The sequence below is a fragment of the Kribbella rubisoli genome (assembly GCF_004217145.1).
Classification (GTDB): domain Bacteria; phylum Actinomycetota; class Actinomycetes; order Propionibacteriales; family Kribbellaceae; genus Kribbella; species Kribbella rubisoli.
Genome location: NZ_SHKR01000016.1, coordinates 385323 through 400610, shown reverse-complemented (window position 1 = coordinate 400610; position 15288 = coordinate 385323). Strand labels below are relative to the sequence as shown.

General features: G+C 68.5%; 13 protein-coding genes. 4 read left to right on the top strand and 9 right to left on the bottom strand.

All coding sequences use genetic code 11. The annotated features are described in order from the left end of the window. Positions 1-10: 10 nt before the first annotated feature. Complete coding sequence (locus EV645_RS34585) at positions 11-2785, bottom strand: alpha-L-rhamnosidase (protein ID WP_130448277.1); 2775 nt, start codon at positions 2783-2785, stop codon at positions 11-13. A 182-nt stretch (positions 2786-2967) separates the two neighbouring features. On the opposite strand from EV645_RS34585, the gene EV645_RS34580 reads away from it, so the two are divergent. Then, complete coding sequence (locus tag EV645_RS34580) at positions 2968-3873, top strand: AraC family transcriptional regulator (protein ID WP_130448276.1); 906 nt, start codon at positions 2968-2970, stop codon at positions 3871-3873. Here EV645_RS34580 and EV645_RS34575 read toward each other — a convergent pair. After that, positions 3848-4543 (bottom strand): TetR/AcrR family transcriptional regulator, encoded by a 696-nt coding sequence (locus EV645_RS34575; protein WP_130448275.1) that lies wholly within the window; start codon positions 4541-4543, stop codon positions 3848-3850. The two genes, EV645_RS34580 and EV645_RS34575, sit on opposite strands and share 26 nt — an antisense overlap. Positions 4544-4639: 96 nt before the next feature. Here EV645_RS34575 and EV645_RS34570 point away from each other — a divergent pair, with 96 nt between their 5' ends. Continuing rightward, on the top strand, positions 4640-5842 hold the full coding sequence (locus tag EV645_RS34570; RefSeq protein WP_130448274.1) for an FAD-dependent monooxygenase: 1203 nt from the start codon (positions 4640-4642) through the stop codon (positions 5840-5842). Here EV645_RS34570 and EV645_RS34565 read toward each other — a convergent pair. Together EV645_RS34565 and EV645_RS34560 are read right to left on the bottom strand one after the other, a co-directional pair. Further along, positions 5810-6268 (bottom strand): PGPGW domain-containing protein, encoded by a 459-nt coding sequence (locus EV645_RS34565; RefSeq protein WP_130448273.1) that lies wholly within the window; start codon positions 6266-6268, stop codon positions 5810-5812. The genes EV645_RS34570 and EV645_RS34565 overlap by 33 nt on opposite strands. A 20-nt stretch (positions 6269-6288) precedes the next feature. Beyond that, the gene (locus tag EV645_RS34560; protein ID WP_242000840.1) at positions 6289-8355 is read right to left on the bottom strand and encodes a peptidoglycan DD-metalloendopeptidase family protein; all 2067 of its coding nucleotides are present in this window, start codon (positions 8353-8355) and stop codon (positions 6289-6291) included. Positions 8356-8510: 155 nt separating this feature from the next. Here EV645_RS34560 and lpdA point away from each other — a divergent pair, with 155 nt between their 5' ends. Continuing rightward, the gene (lpdA, locus tag EV645_RS34555; protein WP_130448271.1) at positions 8511-9908 is read left to right on the top strand and encodes a dihydrolipoyl dehydrogenase; all 1398 of its coding nucleotides are present in this window, start codon (positions 8511-8513) and stop codon (positions 9906-9908) included. Positions 9909-9975: 67 nt separating this feature from the next. Here the strand turns inward: lpdA and EV645_RS34550 are convergent, their stop codons facing one another. The 5 genes from EV645_RS34550 to EV645_RS34530 are packed head-to-tail and all read right to left on the bottom strand — an operon-like array spanning position 9976 to position 13821. Next, positions 9976-10317, bottom strand: coding sequence for a cupin domain-containing protein (locus tag EV645_RS34550; protein WP_130448270.1), 342 nt, complete (start codon positions 10315-10317; stop codon positions 9976-9978). A gap of 15 nt (positions 10318-10332) precedes the next feature. Next, positions 10333-10740, bottom strand: coding sequence for a tRNA (N6-threonylcarbamoyladenosine(37)-N6)-methyltransferase TrmO (gene tsaA, locus EV645_RS34545; RefSeq protein WP_130448269.1), 408 nt, complete (start codon positions 10738-10740; stop codon positions 10333-10335). Continuing rightward, positions 10737-11489, bottom strand: coding sequence for a metallophosphoesterase (locus EV645_RS34540; protein ID WP_130448268.1), 753 nt, complete (start codon positions 11487-11489; stop codon positions 10737-10739). The genes tsaA and EV645_RS34540 overlap by 4 nt, the downstream gene beginning before the upstream one ends. 16 nt (positions 11490-11505) lie before the next feature. Further along, positions 11506-12264: a metallophosphoesterase gene (locus EV645_RS34535; RefSeq protein ID WP_130448267.1), complete on the bottom strand. Its 759-nt coding sequence runs from the start codon at positions 12262-12264 to the stop codon at positions 11506-11508. Between the two features lie 39 nt (positions 12265-12303). Further along, positions 12304-13821, bottom strand: a complete 1518-nt coding sequence (locus EV645_RS34530; protein ID WP_157997229.1) for a PstS family phosphate ABC transporter substrate-binding protein — start codon at positions 13819-13821, stop codon at positions 12304-12306. A 108-nt stretch (positions 13822-13929) separates the two neighbouring features. Between EV645_RS34530 and EV645_RS34525 the strand changes: the two genes are divergently transcribed. Continuing rightward, positions 13930-15288 carry a dihydrolipoyl dehydrogenase family protein gene (locus tag EV645_RS34525; protein WP_130448265.1) on the top strand — a complete coding sequence of 453 codons (1359 nt, stop codon included), beginning with the start codon at positions 13930-13932 and terminating at the stop codon, positions 15286-15288.

Sequence of the window (15288 nt, the reverse complement as noted above, 5' to 3'; positions counted from 1 at the left end):
GTGGGTGGGATCAGTGGTTGAGCAGGGCTTCGAGCTTGGCCTTGAGGGCCTCTGCGCTCGGGGTGAATCCACGCGGGCTGATCGCCTCGACCAGTCCGCCGGCCGGCTGGTCGAGGTACCGCTCGAGGCGGGCGGCCAGTTCGGCGTCGTCGGTGACGACCCCGGTCTCGGCGGCCGCCGTCGCGAGTGCGGTCCAGGTCGGCTCGTGGTCCATCAGTTGCCGGATCGTGGCGTCCGCGGCGAGCTCGGGCAGCTCGGCGAACGGGTCGTCAGCGGTCCATTCGTGCGTACCGTGCTCGACCTCGACGAGACCCTGCCCAGGTACCTCGACCTTGGCGCGGGACCCGACCGGCACGGTCACCGACAGCGTGACCTGCCCGTCAGCGCGGGTCCACGCGACCGACGCCTCGCCGTACGGCGTGAGGTGCTTGGCGGATGCCTTCGTGAGCTGCTCGGTGAACAGCGGCCGTACGTCGATCGTGCGGTAACCGGGCTCGGCCGCCGCGAGGCCGGCGACCCGGCGGTGCATCCAGTCGGCGACCGCACCGAGCGCGTAGTGGTTGAACGACGTCATCTGGCCGGGGTTGATGCTGCCGTCGGGCAGCATGCTGTCCCAGCGCTCCCAGACCGTCGTGGCTCCCATCGTCACTGCGTACAGCCAAGAGGGGCAACCTGTCTGTAGCAGAAGGCGGTAGGCCAGGTCAGGATGTCCGGAATCGGCCAGTGCGTCGGCCATCAGCGGAGTACCGACGAATCCGGTACTGATCCGGAAACCCGCCGTGCGGACCAGGTCGGCGAGACGTTCGCCGGCCCGCTGCCGCTGGGTATCGGTCGGGAGCAAGGCCCACTGCAGCGCCAGCGCGTAAGTAGTTGCCGCGTCGCTCAATACGCGCCCGCCGTCGGTCGCGTACTCGGTCGCGAACGCCTGCCGAACCCGGGCGGCCAGGTCGGTGTACTCGCGGGCCAGATCGTCATGGCCGAGGAGTTCCGCCGCCTTGCCGACCACCTCCGCCGAGCGGGCCAGGTGCGCGGTCGCGACCACGTCCGGGTCTGCCTTGGCGGCGAAGGCGTTCTCCGGGGGAGCGGTCGGGTCGAGCCAGTCGCCGAACTGGAAGCCGCCGGACCAGAGCAGATCGCTGCCGGCCAGGTCGGCCATCTTGTCGACCCAGGCGCGCATGCTCGGCAGCTGCCGAGCCAGCAGTCCGGCGTCGCCGCTGCGCTCGTAGATCACCCAGGGCACGATCGTTGCCGCGTCACCCCAAGCCGCTGTGGCCGGGCCCTCGTGCCGCAGTACGTCCGGCACGACGTACGGCACCGAGCCGTCCTTCTGCTGCTCGGCCGCCAGGTCGGCAAGCCAGTTCGTCAGGAAGCCGGCCGTGTCGAACAGGAAGCTCGCGCTGGGGGAGAAGACCTGGATGTCGCCGGTCCACCCGAGGCGCTCGTCGCGCTGCGGGCAGTCGGTCGGTACGTCGACGAAGTTGCCGCGCATGCCCCACACGACGTTCTGGTGGAACTGGTTGAGCAGCTCGTTGGACGAGTCGAACCAGCCGGTCCGCTGCAGATCGGTCCCGACGACGATCGCCTCGAGGTCCTCCTTGGCGAGAGCGTTCACCCCGGTGACTTCGGCGTACCGGAAACCGTGGAAGGTGAGCGGCGAGTCGAGCACGACCTCGTCCGGCCCGGCCAGGAAGTAGATGTCGGTGGCCTTGGCGGTGCGAAGCGGACGGACGCCGAGCTCGCCGTTCTCGAGGACTTCTGCGTGGCGTACGACGATCTCGTCGCCCTCGGCGCCGCCGCGGACCTTGAGCCGGATGCGGCCGACCAGGTTCTGCCCGAAGTCGACCAGCGTCTTGCCGGACGGCGAGGTGCTGATCTCGATCGCGGGCAGGACGTCGGTGATCCGGACCGGCGGCCCGTCTGGAGCGACGAGCAGGTTCAGGTCTGCGTCGAGTACGTCGACCGGCGTCGGCTCGCCGGGCTGCTTGCGGAGGTCGGTGGTCTGGCCGTCGTACAGGTCGTCGGCGATGACGTTGCTCTCGCGGGACGTCCAGGAGCCGTCGCTGCCGAACGTGTGGACCTGGCCGTCGTCGGTGGTGACCTCGAGCTGGGCGAGTACGGCGAGGCGCTCGCCGTACAGCTGCTTCTGGTGCATGAAGCCGATCCGCCCGCGGTACCAGGCGTTGCCGACGAGGAACTCGAGCTTGTTCTCACCAGGTTGGACAAGCTCGGTCACGTCGTACGTCTGATAGCGCAGCCGGTACTGGTACGCCGTCCAGCCGGGGGCGAGCTCCTCGGTGCCGACGCGCTGCCCGTTCAGCTCGGGGATGTAGATCCCGTACGCCGTCGCGTACAGGCGAGCGTTGACGATGCCTTCCGGAAGGTTCGTGACGCCCGCGATCAAGGGAGCGGGGGAGCCGTGCGGGTTCTCACGCGGGCTGACGAACCGTGCGGTCCAGTCGTCGGCGGAGAGCAGACCTGCCTCGACGGTCGCGGGCTCACTCCACTCACTCCAGTCGTCGTTGCCGCGCACCCGGACGCGGACCTGCGCCCGCTGACGCGAGCCGAGTGGTTCGGCCGGCCAGGGGACCAGGACCTGGTCGGGGGACTGGACCGTGAACGCCTGGGTCGTGCCGGTGCTGATCTCGAGCTCGTACGCCGTCTGGGCGTAGCCGGCGTCCGCGGCCGGGACCTGCCAGGAGATCCGGGGCGTCGCGGTACCGATCCCGACAGCGGGGGCGGGTCGATGCTCGAAGCGGAGGGCGGTGGGTGCGGCGAGGTTCGACATGAGGCTCCAAGTCGCGAGTGAAACGATTCATTGGGTGCGCTGTCACAGCGGGGTGATTCTTCGGTTGATTGTCGGCGGGACGTTTCGCCTGTTCCCCGATCCTGTGCCCGCCAGTCGCCCGCGAGTAGCCCGAAGTGCACTCGGTCTAGCACGATCTGCACCTTGGCTCGTATCGTGAACCCATGTCGGAAGCAGCCGACGAGCCGGTGAGGACCCGTGGAACGGTGCTGCACTTCGTCGAAGGGACGGTCGTGCACGCCGGTCCACACGTGCACGAAAAGTCCCACCCGCTGCACACCCACAGCTTCTTCGAACTGGTGCTCGTCACCGGCGGTGAGGGCGTCCACCACAGCCTCGCGGGACGGCAGAAACTCCAAGCCGGCGATGCGATCCTGCTGCGTCCGGGCGTCTGGCACGAGTACGTCGACTGCGACGCGCTCGAGATCTACAACTGCTGCTTCTCGGCCGATCTGGTCCGCCGCGAACTGGCCTGGGCACGCGAGGATCCCTTACTGGGTTACCTGTTGTGGACCGGGCCGTTCTCCGCGCAGCGCCGCGGCATGCTCGCCACGCACCTCGAGCCGGACACGGTGAAGGAGGCCGTCGGGCACCTCGACGGATTGCGCCAGCTGCGCGACCAGCCGCTCAGCCGGAACCGTGCCGAGATCATCGGCTGGCTGTCGTTGTACCTGAGTTGCGTCGCCCGGACCGTGACCGACCGCGACGAGCGACGCGGGCACACGCACCCCGCCGTACTCGATGCGATGCGGTTGATGGAGGCCGATCCGGCGAAGCACTGGACGTTGACCGATCTGGCCGGCGAGCTGCACCTCGCGCCGGGGTATCTGGTCCGATTGTTCAAGTCGGTGACGGGGCTGCCGCCGATGGCGTACCTGTCGCGTCATCGCGTCGAGCTCGCGGCCGACCGGCTGCTGCACACCGACCTGCCGATCAGCCGGATCGGGGAGTCGGTCGGCTGGCCGGACCAGAACTACTTCGCCCGCCGATTCAAGTCGCACTACGGCCTGTCCGCATCGGTCTATCGGCAACGTTTCAATGCGGTCAAGTCGACACCTTCCTACCGTTGATCAGGAGCTCGAGACCGTCCAGGATCCGCTGCAGACCGAACTCCAGCCCCTGGTTCTCGCTGCCGGCCGCCGTCCGCATCGCAGTGGTCAGGTGCGGAAAGCGCTCAGCCTCGGTGGCGAGGATCTGGGCCAGCGACTCCTGCATGTCCTCTTCGGTGAGGCCTGTGGTGTGACCGGGGAACGTCGTGGACTGCTGGGCGATGTTCCGGACGTGGCTGGTGATGACCAGGATCGAGTCCAGCTGCTCGCCGCCGGTCAGGCCGGTGCCGGTGAGCGCTGCCAGGCCGCGCTCGATCCAGGTGAGCTCGTTCGGTCCGAGCAGGCGGCGGCCGACGGTCGACAGCAGCAGCCACGGATGGCGCATGAAGCCGTCGTACAGATCCATGGTCCAGGTGTAGAGCGCCTCGCGCCACGGTAGGTCCGGGCGGTCCGGTGGGGCGCCCATGGCCAGGTCGCTCATGACTGCGATCAGTTCGGTCTTGCCGGGAACGTACCGGTAGAGCGCCATCTTCGTCACCGGCAGCTCGCCGGCGATCCGCTGCATCGAGACGGCGTCGAGGCCCTCCGCGTCGGCGATCCGGATGCCCGCCTCGGCGATCCCGGCCAGCGTCACTGCCGGCTTCGGGCCGCGGCTCGGCGGCGCGGGCTTGCTCCAGAGCAGCTCAGACATCCTTCGATCCTTTTCGAACTGAAACCGACTTGAACTGTGTCTACCATACACTTTACTGTGTCCGGCAGACACAATTACTGCTCAGGAGGTCGAAGGATGAAGGTTCTGGTATCGGGTGCGAGCGTGGCGGGGCCGTCGGCGGCGCTCTGGCTCGGTCGGGCGGGGCATGACGTGACGGTGGTCGAGATCGCCCCGGCGCTGCGGCAGGGCGGGTACGCCGTGGACTTCCGCGGCGAGGTGTTCACGACGGTTCTGGACCGGATGGGGGTGCTGTCGGACCTGCGCTCGCTGCAGACCGGCGGCAACGCGATGCGGTTCGTCGACGCGTCGGGCCGCCAGCTCATGCGGTTGCCGGCCGAGTTCGCCGGCGGGGAGCTGGAGGTACTGCGGGCAGACCTGTCGCGGGTCCTGTACGAGCACAGCCGGGCGCAGGCGACGTACCGCTTCGGAGACTCGATCGCGAGTCTGAAGGAGCACGCGGACGGCGTGGATGTGCGGTTCGAGAGCGGGCTCGAGGACACGTACGACCTGGTCATCGGGGCTGACGGCATGCACTCCGTCGTACGGCGGCTGGCGTGGCCGAAGGAGCGGGTGGTCGAGCGCCACCTGAACTACTACGTGGGCGGCTGGGAGGTCCCGAACACGCTGGGGATCAGTGGGGACACCCTGATGTACAACGTGCCGGGGAAGCTGGCGAGCGTCGGCGCGGACCGTCGCGACCCGGGGTTGGCGCAGACGCTGTTCGTGTTCAAGTCGAAGGAGCTGACCTACGACCGCCGCGATCTCGACCAGCAGAAGGCGATCCTGCGCGCGCAGTACACCGGTCTGGGCTGGCATGTGCCGGAGCTGCTGAAGGGGTTGCCGGCGGCAACGGAGTTGTACTTCGACTCGATCAGCCGGGTGAGCGTGGATCGCTGGTCCACCGACCGGATCGTGCTGCTCGGCGACGCGGGGTACGGCGCGACGTTCGGAGCCCTCGGGACGGGTACGGCGGTCGTTGGCGCCTACGTGCTCGCGGGGGAGTTGGCCCAGGCAGGCAACAACTTCCGTACTGCGTTCGACCGGTACGAGGCGCGGCTGCGCAAGTCGGTGTCGGCGACCCAGGACGGTAGCCGCGCTGGGTCGTTCATGGCGCCGGCCACCCGGTTCGGGCTGACGGCGCGGAACCGGATCCTCGACATCCCGTTCTTCAACAACCAGATGATCAAGATGGCGCAGAAGATGAGCGAACTGATCGAGCTGCCGGACTACTCGATCGGCGCGGGCTCAGGGCAGGAGGGGAAGCTTGTACAGGAATGACTCCCACGAGTCGGGCAGCCAGCCCGGGACGCCGAGCACGGCCATGTAGAGCCAGATCGCGACGAGCACGCAGAGGAGCAGCGCGAGGGTCCCGAGCGTCTTCAGCCAGGCGGGCTGCTTGCCGGTCCAGGCGGTGAGTGCCTTCACCCAGTCCTTGACGCGGTACAGCAGCCGCTGGGCCCACTCGAACTCGCTGGCCAGCACGGCGAGGCCGGCGATGAACAGCGGGATCCCGCCCGGGCCCGGCAGCCAGCCGGTCAGCGGTGCGGCGATGATCAGCAGACCGCCGAGGACGCCCACGCCGATCCGGTAGAACAGCAGCTTGCGTGGATTCTGGCGAATCCTCCTCCGCCACTCCCACCGGTCGTCCGCAGCATCCAACGTGATGTTGTGATCGGTGCGGTCGGGACTCTCATGCTCGGCCACAACGCCAGCCTACCGGGCAGCTACGAACTGGCCGGGTTGCCGAACTCCCAGTGCCACGGCTCTTCGCGGCTGCCGCCCTGCTCGGCCCAGCCCGGGTGGACCCAGCCGTACGACGGGGCGTGCGACTTCATCCACTGGTATTGGGTGGTGTTGTACTTGTCGATCCCGCCGCAGAGGTCGACGGCCACGCCCCAGCCATGGTTGGAGGTGCCGGGGAGGGCAGCCAGTGACGGCTTGCGCGCGTACAGGTCCACCTGGGACGCGTACGAGCGGTAGGAGTCGGTGATGCACAGCGACTTGCCGAACCGGGCGCGGTAGGCGCTGGAGAGTTGCAGGTACGCCGCGGAGGCGTCGCAGCGGAGCATGTGCCCGCCGCCGATCCCGCACAGCTTGCTCGCCGGGATCATGCCGTTGCTGTAGCCACCCCAGCCGGTGCTCGCCGAACCGGTCGCCAGGAACGGCATCGGGTTGACCGGCTCGCCGCCCAGCCGGACCTCGAAGTGAAGGTGCGGGCCGGTCGTGTTGCCCTCGCTGCCGACGGCACCGATCTGCTGTCCGGCTGTCACTTGCTGTCCGCTGGTCACATCGATCCGGCTCAGGTGCGCGTACAACGTCTCCAGACCGTTCCCGTGGTCGATGCGCACCAGGTTGCCGGCCCATGCGGGGTGCTCCACCGAGACCACGCCGGACGTCACCGCGCGGACCGTCGTACCGACCGGGGCGGGGAAGTCCTGGCCGGTGTGCAAGCCGGTCGACCACATCGACCCGGACTGACCGAACGGCGTACCGATCTCGTAGGTGCCGTCCGGCAGCGGCCACGTCCAGTCGCCCGAGCCGACGTTGTACGACGTCGCGGTGTTGCCGCATCGGAACGCGTACGCGTCGGACGTCCCCACCGGGGCGACCTGCGGCTTCGCAGGCGCGCCGAGGGTCGGACGGAGCGCGGCGTACAGGTTGTCGGGGACGGCGGTGACGACGACCGAGCCCTTGGCCTCGTCGGCGGCGATCATCTCGCCGTTGTCGAGAGCGATGCCGATGTGGACGAGGCCGAGCGACTTGCTGCCCATCACGAGCAGGTCGCCCGGCTGGATCCAGGCGTTGGGGACGGCCTGGTAGTCGGGGTACACCTTGCCGACCAGGTTCGGCAGTGTCGTGTACGGCTGCCACGCGACCCGGGCGGCGCCGAGGCATCCGTATTTGTCCGGTCCGGTCGCTGCCACGCCGTACGGCTTGCCGACGAGGCTGAAGGCCTGGTTGACCGCGCGGATGGTCTCGGCGGACATCACCCGCACGGTGCGGCCGGCGACCGCTGCGGACGCGACACCCGGGACCGGCGTACCTCGGCGGGTCAGCGGCGCGAGTCCGGCGGGGAGCTTGGCCGGGTTCTTGAGCACGGCGGCTGCCGGGGGAGTGATCTTCGCGGACGTCAGCTCGGTCAGGTACGTCTGCCAGCGCGCGAGTGCCTGCTGGTTGCGGACCAGCTGCAGCTGCTTGGACAGCGCGGAGGCGACGTCCAAGTCGGCGGTCTGGTCGGCCATCGCCGCTGACGCATCCGCTGCCTTCTGCTGCACCTGCTTGTTCAGGTCCTGCGCCTTGGCGGCGGCGTCGTTCGCGGCTTGCCGCTTGGTGGTCGCCTCGGACTTGAGCCGAATCGACTCGGACTCGGCCTCCATCGCCGTCCGGTACTGCGAGACCTGCGTGCTGCCGAGCTGCGTGATGGCGGTCTGCCGGTCGGCGATCTCCTGCAGGTTCTCCGCGACCGGGGCGAGGGACCAGAGCATCGACTCGGTGCCCATGACGGTCGGGATGCCCAACTGGTACGCCTGCGCGGTCAGGAGGCCGAGCTGGCGGCGCTCCTCGTCGGCTTTGCCCTTGGAGACCGTTGCGGTGGCCTCCGCCTTCTTCGCGGCCGCTTCGGCGGTCTGCGCGTCCTTCAGCGCCTTGGTGTAGGCGATGGTCGCCTTGGCGAAGTCGGCCTGGACGGCGGCGGCCTCGGCCTGGAGCTGTTCGAGGGACCGGTTGACGTCGGTCACGGAGGCGGGTGGCGGAGGGGTGGGGTCGTCGGCGTACGCCGGCAGTGCGACCACTGCCAGCAGTGTGCCGAAAGCCGCGAATCGCAACCCCCGACGTCTCCCCAGATCCATCGGACCCCCATGCGGAATGTTCCCCGTGCAGCCTCACGCGCACCCCTAGAGTACCCGGGACACGGACCCTGCTGGGGCGACCTATTAAAGTTCACTGCATGGCCTCGCACTTTGACGTTGTTGTCCTCGGCGCGGGTCCGGGTGGGTACGTCGCGGCGATCCGCGCAGCCCAGCTCGGCCTCAAGACCGCCATCATCGAGAAGAAGTACTGGGGCGGTGTCTGCCTGAACGTCGGCTGTATCCCGTCCAAGGCGCTGCTGCGGAACGCCGAGCTGTCGCATATCTTCCGGACGGAGGCGAAGACCTTCGGCATCAGCGGCGAGGTGACCTTCGACTTCCCGACCGCGGTGCAGCGCAGCCGCAAGGTCGCGGACGGCCGGGTCAAGGGCGTCCACTTCCTGATGAAGAAGAACAACATCACCGAGTTCGACGGCTGGGGCTCGTTCACCGACGCCAACACCCTCGACGTGACGCTGAACGACGGCTCGTCGGAGACCGTCACGTTCGACAACTGCATCCTGGCCACCGGCGCGACCACCAAGCTGCTGCCGGGCACCCAGCTGAGCGACCGCGTGGTGACCTACGAGGAGCAGATCCTCACCGAGGAACTGCCCGGCTCGATCGTGATCGCCGGCGCCGGCGCGATCGGTGTCGAGTTCGCGTACGTGCTGGCGAACTACGGCGTGAAGGTGACGATCGTCGAGTTCCTCGACCGGGTCGTCCCGCTCGAGGACATCGAGGTTTCCAAGGAACTCGCCAAGGCGTACAAGAAGCTCGGCGTCGACGTGCTGACCGGCACGCGGGTCGACTCGATCGACGACTCCGGCGACAAGGTCACGGTCACCGTCACCGGCAAGGACGGCGCCCAGAAGACCCTGGAGGCCGACAAGGTCCTGCAGGCGATCGGGTTCCAGCCGCGGGTCGACGGCTACGGCCTGGACAAGATCGGCGTCCAGCTGACCGAGCGCGGCGCGATCGGCATCGACGGCTTCTGCCGGACGAACGTGCCGAACATCTTCGCCATCGGCGACGTGACCGCGAAGCTGATGCTCGCGCACGCGGCCGAGGCGATGGGTGTGATCGCGGCCGAGACCATCGCCGGGCACGAGACGATGGAGCTCGACTACAAGATGATCCCGCGGGCGACGTTCTGCCAGCCGCAGATCGCCAGCTTCGGGTGGACCGAGGAAGAGGCCCGGCTGGAGGGCTTCGACGTCAAGGTCGCCAAGTTCCCGTTCACCGCGAACGGCAAGGCCCACGGCCTCGGCGACCCGACCGGTTTCGTGAAGGTCATCAGCGACGCCAAGTACGGCGAACTGCTCGGCGCACACCTGATCGGCCCCGAGGTCACCGAGCTCCTGCCCGAGCTGACGCTGGCCCAGAAGTGGGACCTCACCACCAAGGAACTGGCCCGCAACGTCCACGCCCACCCCACCCTGAGCGAAGCCCTCCAAGAGGCGTTCCACGGCCTCGAAGGCCACATGATCAACTTCTGATCGGGCTGATCGGGCTGATCGGGCTGATCGGGCGCCGGCGGGGGTTGCTCCCGCCGGCGCCCGATGTCTATTCGCCGACGATGTCGACCGAGATCTCCACGGCGGGCACAGTTCCTCTGTTCTCCAGCCAGTGCAGGGTCTTGCGGTCCTCGGGCCAGCCCACTCCTGGGCCGTAGTCCGTCGATACTCCGTCCCGATGGTCTGTGATCGTGCCCTCCAGGACGTACACGGTCCCCGGTCTTCCCACGTGGTCGTGGACCGGCCCGAACACCCCTCCCGGTGCGATCGTCACCATGCGCATGCGGAGCCGGCGTCCCTCCATCCCGGGAAGCTCCGGACCCAGATCAACGGTGGTCAGGTCCTGTACCGAGACGCCCCGACTCTCCGGCGCCACCTCTTCACCACTCATCCTGCTTTCCTTCCCTCAGCGGTCGGTGATGTCGCCTATGACTGGTTTGACGTCGACGATCGGGGTGCCGTCGAGGGCTTCGAGGTTGTTGACGTGGAGGCGGAGGTTGTCGACAGCCAGGACGGTTACTCGGTGGAGGCCTAGGGGGTTGGGGCGGTCGGGGGAGCGGGTGCTGAAGACGCCTGTGGGTGGACGGGATGGGTCGCTGCGCGGGTGGACCTTCTGTACGGCGCGGTCGGCTCGGTCGAACCAGGTGATGAGGATGAGCTCGTCGCCGGTCTTCACGTCGGCGAGCGCGTCGCGGACCGACTCGTCGAAGACGATCCACGCGTCGGGAGCGCCTTCGTCACCCTGGCGTGGAGCGGCCGCCAGGTCGCGGAGGCTCGACTCGACCCGGGCTACCTGCTGGAGTTCGAAAGTCATCGCGGGTACCTGTAGATCGTTTGGAGGGGTTCACCCGGAGTGTGGGCGTGGAACGCCAGCCCGGGGTGGGCGGTGGGATCTACGACGCTGCCGGTGGTCGCCTTGGAGGGTTCGAAGGGGAGCGGGACGGTCGAGCGGATGCCGGGCGCGCCGCGGACCGTATGGCCGGCGAACGAGGTGACGATCGCGTTGTGCACGTGGCCGGTGAGGATCGCCGTGATCGACTTGCCGGTGAGGACCTCGGCCAGCGCGTCCTGCTCTTCCAGCATCCACTGGTCCATCACCGGGTGGTGCAGCGCAAGCGGTGGATGATGCATCGCGACGAACACCGGCCCGTCGAACGGCTCCCGAAGTACGCCGTCCAGCCAGACCAGCGAGTCCTTCGACAGCAGACCATGACCCGCGCCCGGGACCGTGCTGTCGACCAGGACGAAGCGGGCGATCCCGACCTCGCGTGCCTGGTGGATCGGGTGACCGTCGCCGGGCGACTCGACCAGAGATGCGAGCTGTGCCCGGAGCGGCGCGCTGACGTCGTGGTTGCCGGGCAGGACCAGCACGGGTACGTCGAAGGCCAGCTCGCCGGCGAGTTCGGCGTACTCCGCCTCCAGCCCGTGATCGGCGAGATCCCCGCTCACCAGCACGACGTCGACCGACGAAGCCCGGACGTACGACGTGATCAGCCGGAGCCGTGATCGCGCCTCCTCCGAGCCGTCGAGATGCGGGTCACTGAGGTGCGCGATCACGTACATGTCAGCACAGTACTGGTCAGGCTGGGTGGCGGAAGAGGGTCTGGAGCGGAGCGCCCGGGTTGTAGATGTGGAGTGCCAGGCCGGGGTGCGCCGTGGTGTTGTCGACGAGCCCGCCGCCCGGAGCCGGAGGCTCGAAGGGAAGCGGCGGGGTCGAGCGAACGCCTGGCGCAACCAGGAACGGCAGCCCCGCGAACGTGGTCGCCAGACCGTTGTGCACATGCCCGGCGAGGATGGCGGTGATCGGCTTGCCGCGGAGAACGGCCTCGAGCTCCGGCCCGGAGCGCAGCAGCCACTGGTCGAGGACAGGGTGGTTCAGCGGGAACGGCGGATGGTGGAACGCCACGAACAGCGGACCGTCGACCGGCTCAGCCAGTACGCCGTCGAGCCAGGCGAGCGACTCCGCCGACAGCAGCCCGTGGTCCTCACCCGGCACCGACGTGTCCAGCAGCACGAATCGCGCCCCGCCGACATCGTGCAGCTGGTGCACCGGATGCCCCTCACCCGCCGACTCGACGAACGACGCGAGTCCGGCGCGCAGGGGAGCGCTGACGTCGTGGTTGCCCGGGAGCACCAGCACGGGCACATCCAGCTTCAGCTCCGCGGCGAGCTCGGCGTACTCGGACTCCAGCCCGTGGTCCGCGAGGTCGCCGCTGACCAGCACGACGTCGACCGGCCGTCGGAACTCGCGCAGGTACGACGTGAGCTTCTGCAGCCGCGACCGCGCCTGCTCGGAGCCGTCGAGATGGGGGTCACTGAGGTGCGCGATGACGTACATGGCTGAAATTATCTGCCGAATCGTCCCGGCCCGCTGGCATTATCCACAAAACCCCGCCGGCAGATCGCCGCACGGAACAAGGTCACCCCGGTCGAGCACGGGACGCGCCTGCGTCGAGCGCAGGTAGTCGAGGAACGCGGCCGTCAGCGACTTCGTTGCCGGTGCCTTGTACGTGTAAGCGTGCTCGACTTCCCAGAACTTGTACGAGCGGTCGGCCACCTTGGACGTGTCCGGTACTACGCCGTCGATCGTCACCGGCGTGAGCTGCGGGTACTTCCGGGCGCTACCCAGTTCGGCGTACCCGATCGCGCCGTCGATCTCGTTCACCCGGGTCAGCAGCTCCTCCGTCGTGCCGACCTCACAGCGGTGGTACGACGTTGTCGCGGCGTCGTCGTCCCGTCGGCAGTCGTCCGAGGTGATGCCCAGCTCCTGGTCGCCGCCGAGCACCTTCTCGCGGAACACCAGCCGTGAGCCGGAGGCCGGGCCGACGCGGCTGACCATCCGGATCGGCAGGTTCCGCCCGCCGACCTGCGACCAGTTGGTGACCTTGCCGTTGTAGATGTCGCGCAGTTGGGCCGTGGTCAGGCCGTTCACATCCGCGGCCCGGTTGACGACGACAGCGAACACGACGACCGCGACCGCCTCGCCGCTCAGGCCGGGTGCGTCGACAGCCGGCCCGTCGGACATCGCGATCACCTTGCTCGCCGCGCTCCCGTCCTTGGCACCCAGCGCGCTCAGATCGCTGACACCGCTGCGACTGCCGTTGGCGGCGATCGTGATGTCCGCGTTCGAGCACTCCGCGACGTACGCGCTGCGCAGCTCGGTCATGGTCGGCTCGACCGCCGTGGATCCGATCACCCGCAGCTCGCCCGACGCGCAGTTCCGCGGCGGCTGCAGCACGTCGACGAGGAAGAACGCGACGAGCGCGCCCACCAGCACCAGCGTCGTCGCGCCGAAGATCAATGTCCGCCGGCCCGGGCCGCGCGGCCGCGGTTCGTGGTAAACGCCGCCGTTGGCCCCGCCGGCCAGGTAGCCGGAGTGCGTGACGTCCTTGCCCTTGCCCGACAGCACGAGCAGGAACTTGAAGTGGTCGCCGCGGTTGATCGCGAGCTTCGGCACCGTGACCGCATCTTTGTCGACGTACTCCGCCGGCTTCATATCGGCCTCGAGCAGCTCACCGATGTCCGGCGGGTGTGACTCGACCACCTTCATCCGGACGATCTTGCGGCCCGGGAAGGTGAACTTCACCGCGCCCTGCATGTCCTTCGCCTCGATATCGGTGCCGGTGTTGTCCACCCGCAGCAGCACGATGCTCGGGTCGTGGACCGCCTTGCCCTGGTGGACGACCTCGATGTCGACCATTTCCTTGGCGCGGTTCTGCCGGGGGTGCACCCCGATCTGCGCGTCCACCTGGACCCGGTAGACGAGCCGCTTGCGGCGCCACACGTACCGGTCGAGCAGCCACACGATCGCGGTACCGATCAGCGTGACAAGGGCGATGACCGTCTCGATGTTGATGCTGCCGAAACCAGAGAAATCGAACAACCTTGTCCTCACTTCTACGAGTACAGGACGCTAGTGCCCGGCGGTGAACGGCCGCTTACGCAGTGATGACGCGCCGGGGGGAGACTTGGCCGGGTCCGATCGCTCTGCAAGATTGTGCGCATGGGTGAACAGGTTGACGTGGTCGTGGTGGGGCTCGGAGTCGGCGGCGAGGAGACGGCCGGCCGGTTGGCGCAGGCCGGCCTGCGGGTGATCGGCATCGAGTCGCGGCTGGTGGGCGGCGAATGCCCGTACTACGGGTGCATCCCGAGCAAGATGATGATCCGGGCCGCGAACCTGATCGCCGAGACCAGGCGGGTCGAGGGCATGGCCGGTACGTCGACGGTGCAGCCGGACTGGACTCCGGTGGCCAAGCGCATCCGCGAGGAGGCGACCGACACCTGGAACGACCAGGTCGCGGTCGACCGGCTGGTGAACAAGGGCGCGACCGTGATCAAGGACCGCGCGAGGATCACCGGACCGGGCACGGTCCAGGCCGGCGACCGCGAGTTCGACGCGACCCGCGGCATCGTGATCGCGACCGGCACGATCCCGTCCGTCCCGCCGATCGACGGCCTCGCCGGTACGCCGTACTGGACGAACCGGGAGGCGATCGAGGTCGAGGTGCTGCCCGCTTCACTGCTCGTCCTCGGCGGCGGCGCGATCGGGATGGAGCTGGCCCAGGTGTTCGCCCGCTTCGGGGTGAAGGTGACCGTGATCGAAGGCGCCGACGAGGTGCTGGCGATGGAGGAGCCGGAGTCCGGGGTCCTCGCGCGTGAGGCGCTGGAGCGCGACGGCGTGAGGTTCCTGCTCGGCGCGCACGCCAAGCACGTCGCGTACGCCGGAGACACGTTCACCGTCACGCTCGAGAACGGGGCGTCGGCCACCGGCGAGAAGTTGCTGGTGGCAACGGGTCGCCGGATCGCGACGGCCGACCTCGGGCTGGAGAAGGTCGGGCTCGACCCGAAGGCCCGCCGGATCGAGGTCGACGAGCACGTCCGGGCCGGCGACAAGGTGTGGGCGATCGGCGACGTCACCGGCGTCGGCGTCTTCACCCACAACGCGATGTACCAGGCCGACATCGCGGTCCGCGACATCCTGCAGGAGCCGGACGCGCCGACCGCGAGCTACCACGCGATGCCGCGGGTGACGTTCACCGACCCGGAGATCGGCGCGGTCGGGATGACCGAGCAGCAGGCCCGGGACAAGGGGCTGAACGTGCGGACCGGATCGACCCCGATCCCGGCGTCGACGCGCGGCTGGATCCACAAGGCCGGCAACGAAGGGTTCATCAAGGTCGTGATGGACGCCGACCGCGGGGTGCTGGTCGGCGCGACGAGCGCGGGGCCGACCGGTGGCGAGGTGCTCAGTGCACTCGCGGTCGCCGTACATGCCGCCGTACCTGTGCACACGCTGCGACAGATGATCTACGCATACCCGACGTTCCACCGTGCGATCGGGGAAGCACTCAAAGCGTTGTAA

Bases quoted from the DNA above. Each gene is read 5' to 3' on its own strand.
- EV645_RS34570 (WP_130448274.1), top strand. From the start codon at position 4,640: ATGAAGGTTCTGGTATCGGGTGCGAGCGTGGCGGGGCCGTCGGCGGCG.
- tsaA (WP_130448269.1), bottom strand. From the start codon at position 10,740: ATGACTTTCGAACTCCAGCAGGTAGCCCGGGTCGAGTCGAGCCTCCGC.
- lpdA (WP_130448271.1), top strand. From the start codon at position 8,511: ATGGCCTCGCACTTTGACGTTGTTGTCCTCGGCGCGGGTCCGGGTGGG.
- EV645_RS34540 (WP_130448268.1), bottom strand. From the start codon at position 11,489: ATGTACGTGATCGCGCACCTCAGTGACCCGCATCTCGACGGCTCGGAG.
- EV645_RS34580 (WP_130448276.1), top strand. From the start codon at position 2,968: ATGTCGGAAGCAGCCGACGAGCCGGTGAGGACCCGTGGAACGGTGCTG.
- EV645_RS34525 (WP_130448265.1), top strand. From the start codon at position 13,930: ATGGGTGAACAGGTTGACGTGGTCGTGGTGGGGCTCGGAGTCGGCGGC.
- EV645_RS34575 (WP_130448275.1), bottom strand. From the start codon at position 4,543: ATGTCTGAGCTGCTCTGGAGCAAGCCCGCGCCGCCGAGCCGCGGCCCG.
- EV645_RS34550 (WP_130448270.1), bottom strand. From the start codon at position 10,317: ATGAGTGGTGAAGAGGTGGCGCCGGAGAGTCGGGGCGTCTCGGTACAG.
- EV645_RS34535 (WP_130448267.1), bottom strand. From the start codon at position 12,264: ATGTACGTCATCGCGCACCTCAGTGACCCCCATCTCGACGGCTCCGAG.
- EV645_RS34585 (WP_130448277.1), bottom strand. From the start codon at position 2,785: ATGTCGAACCTCGCCGCACCCACCGCCCTCCGCTTCGAGCATCGACCC.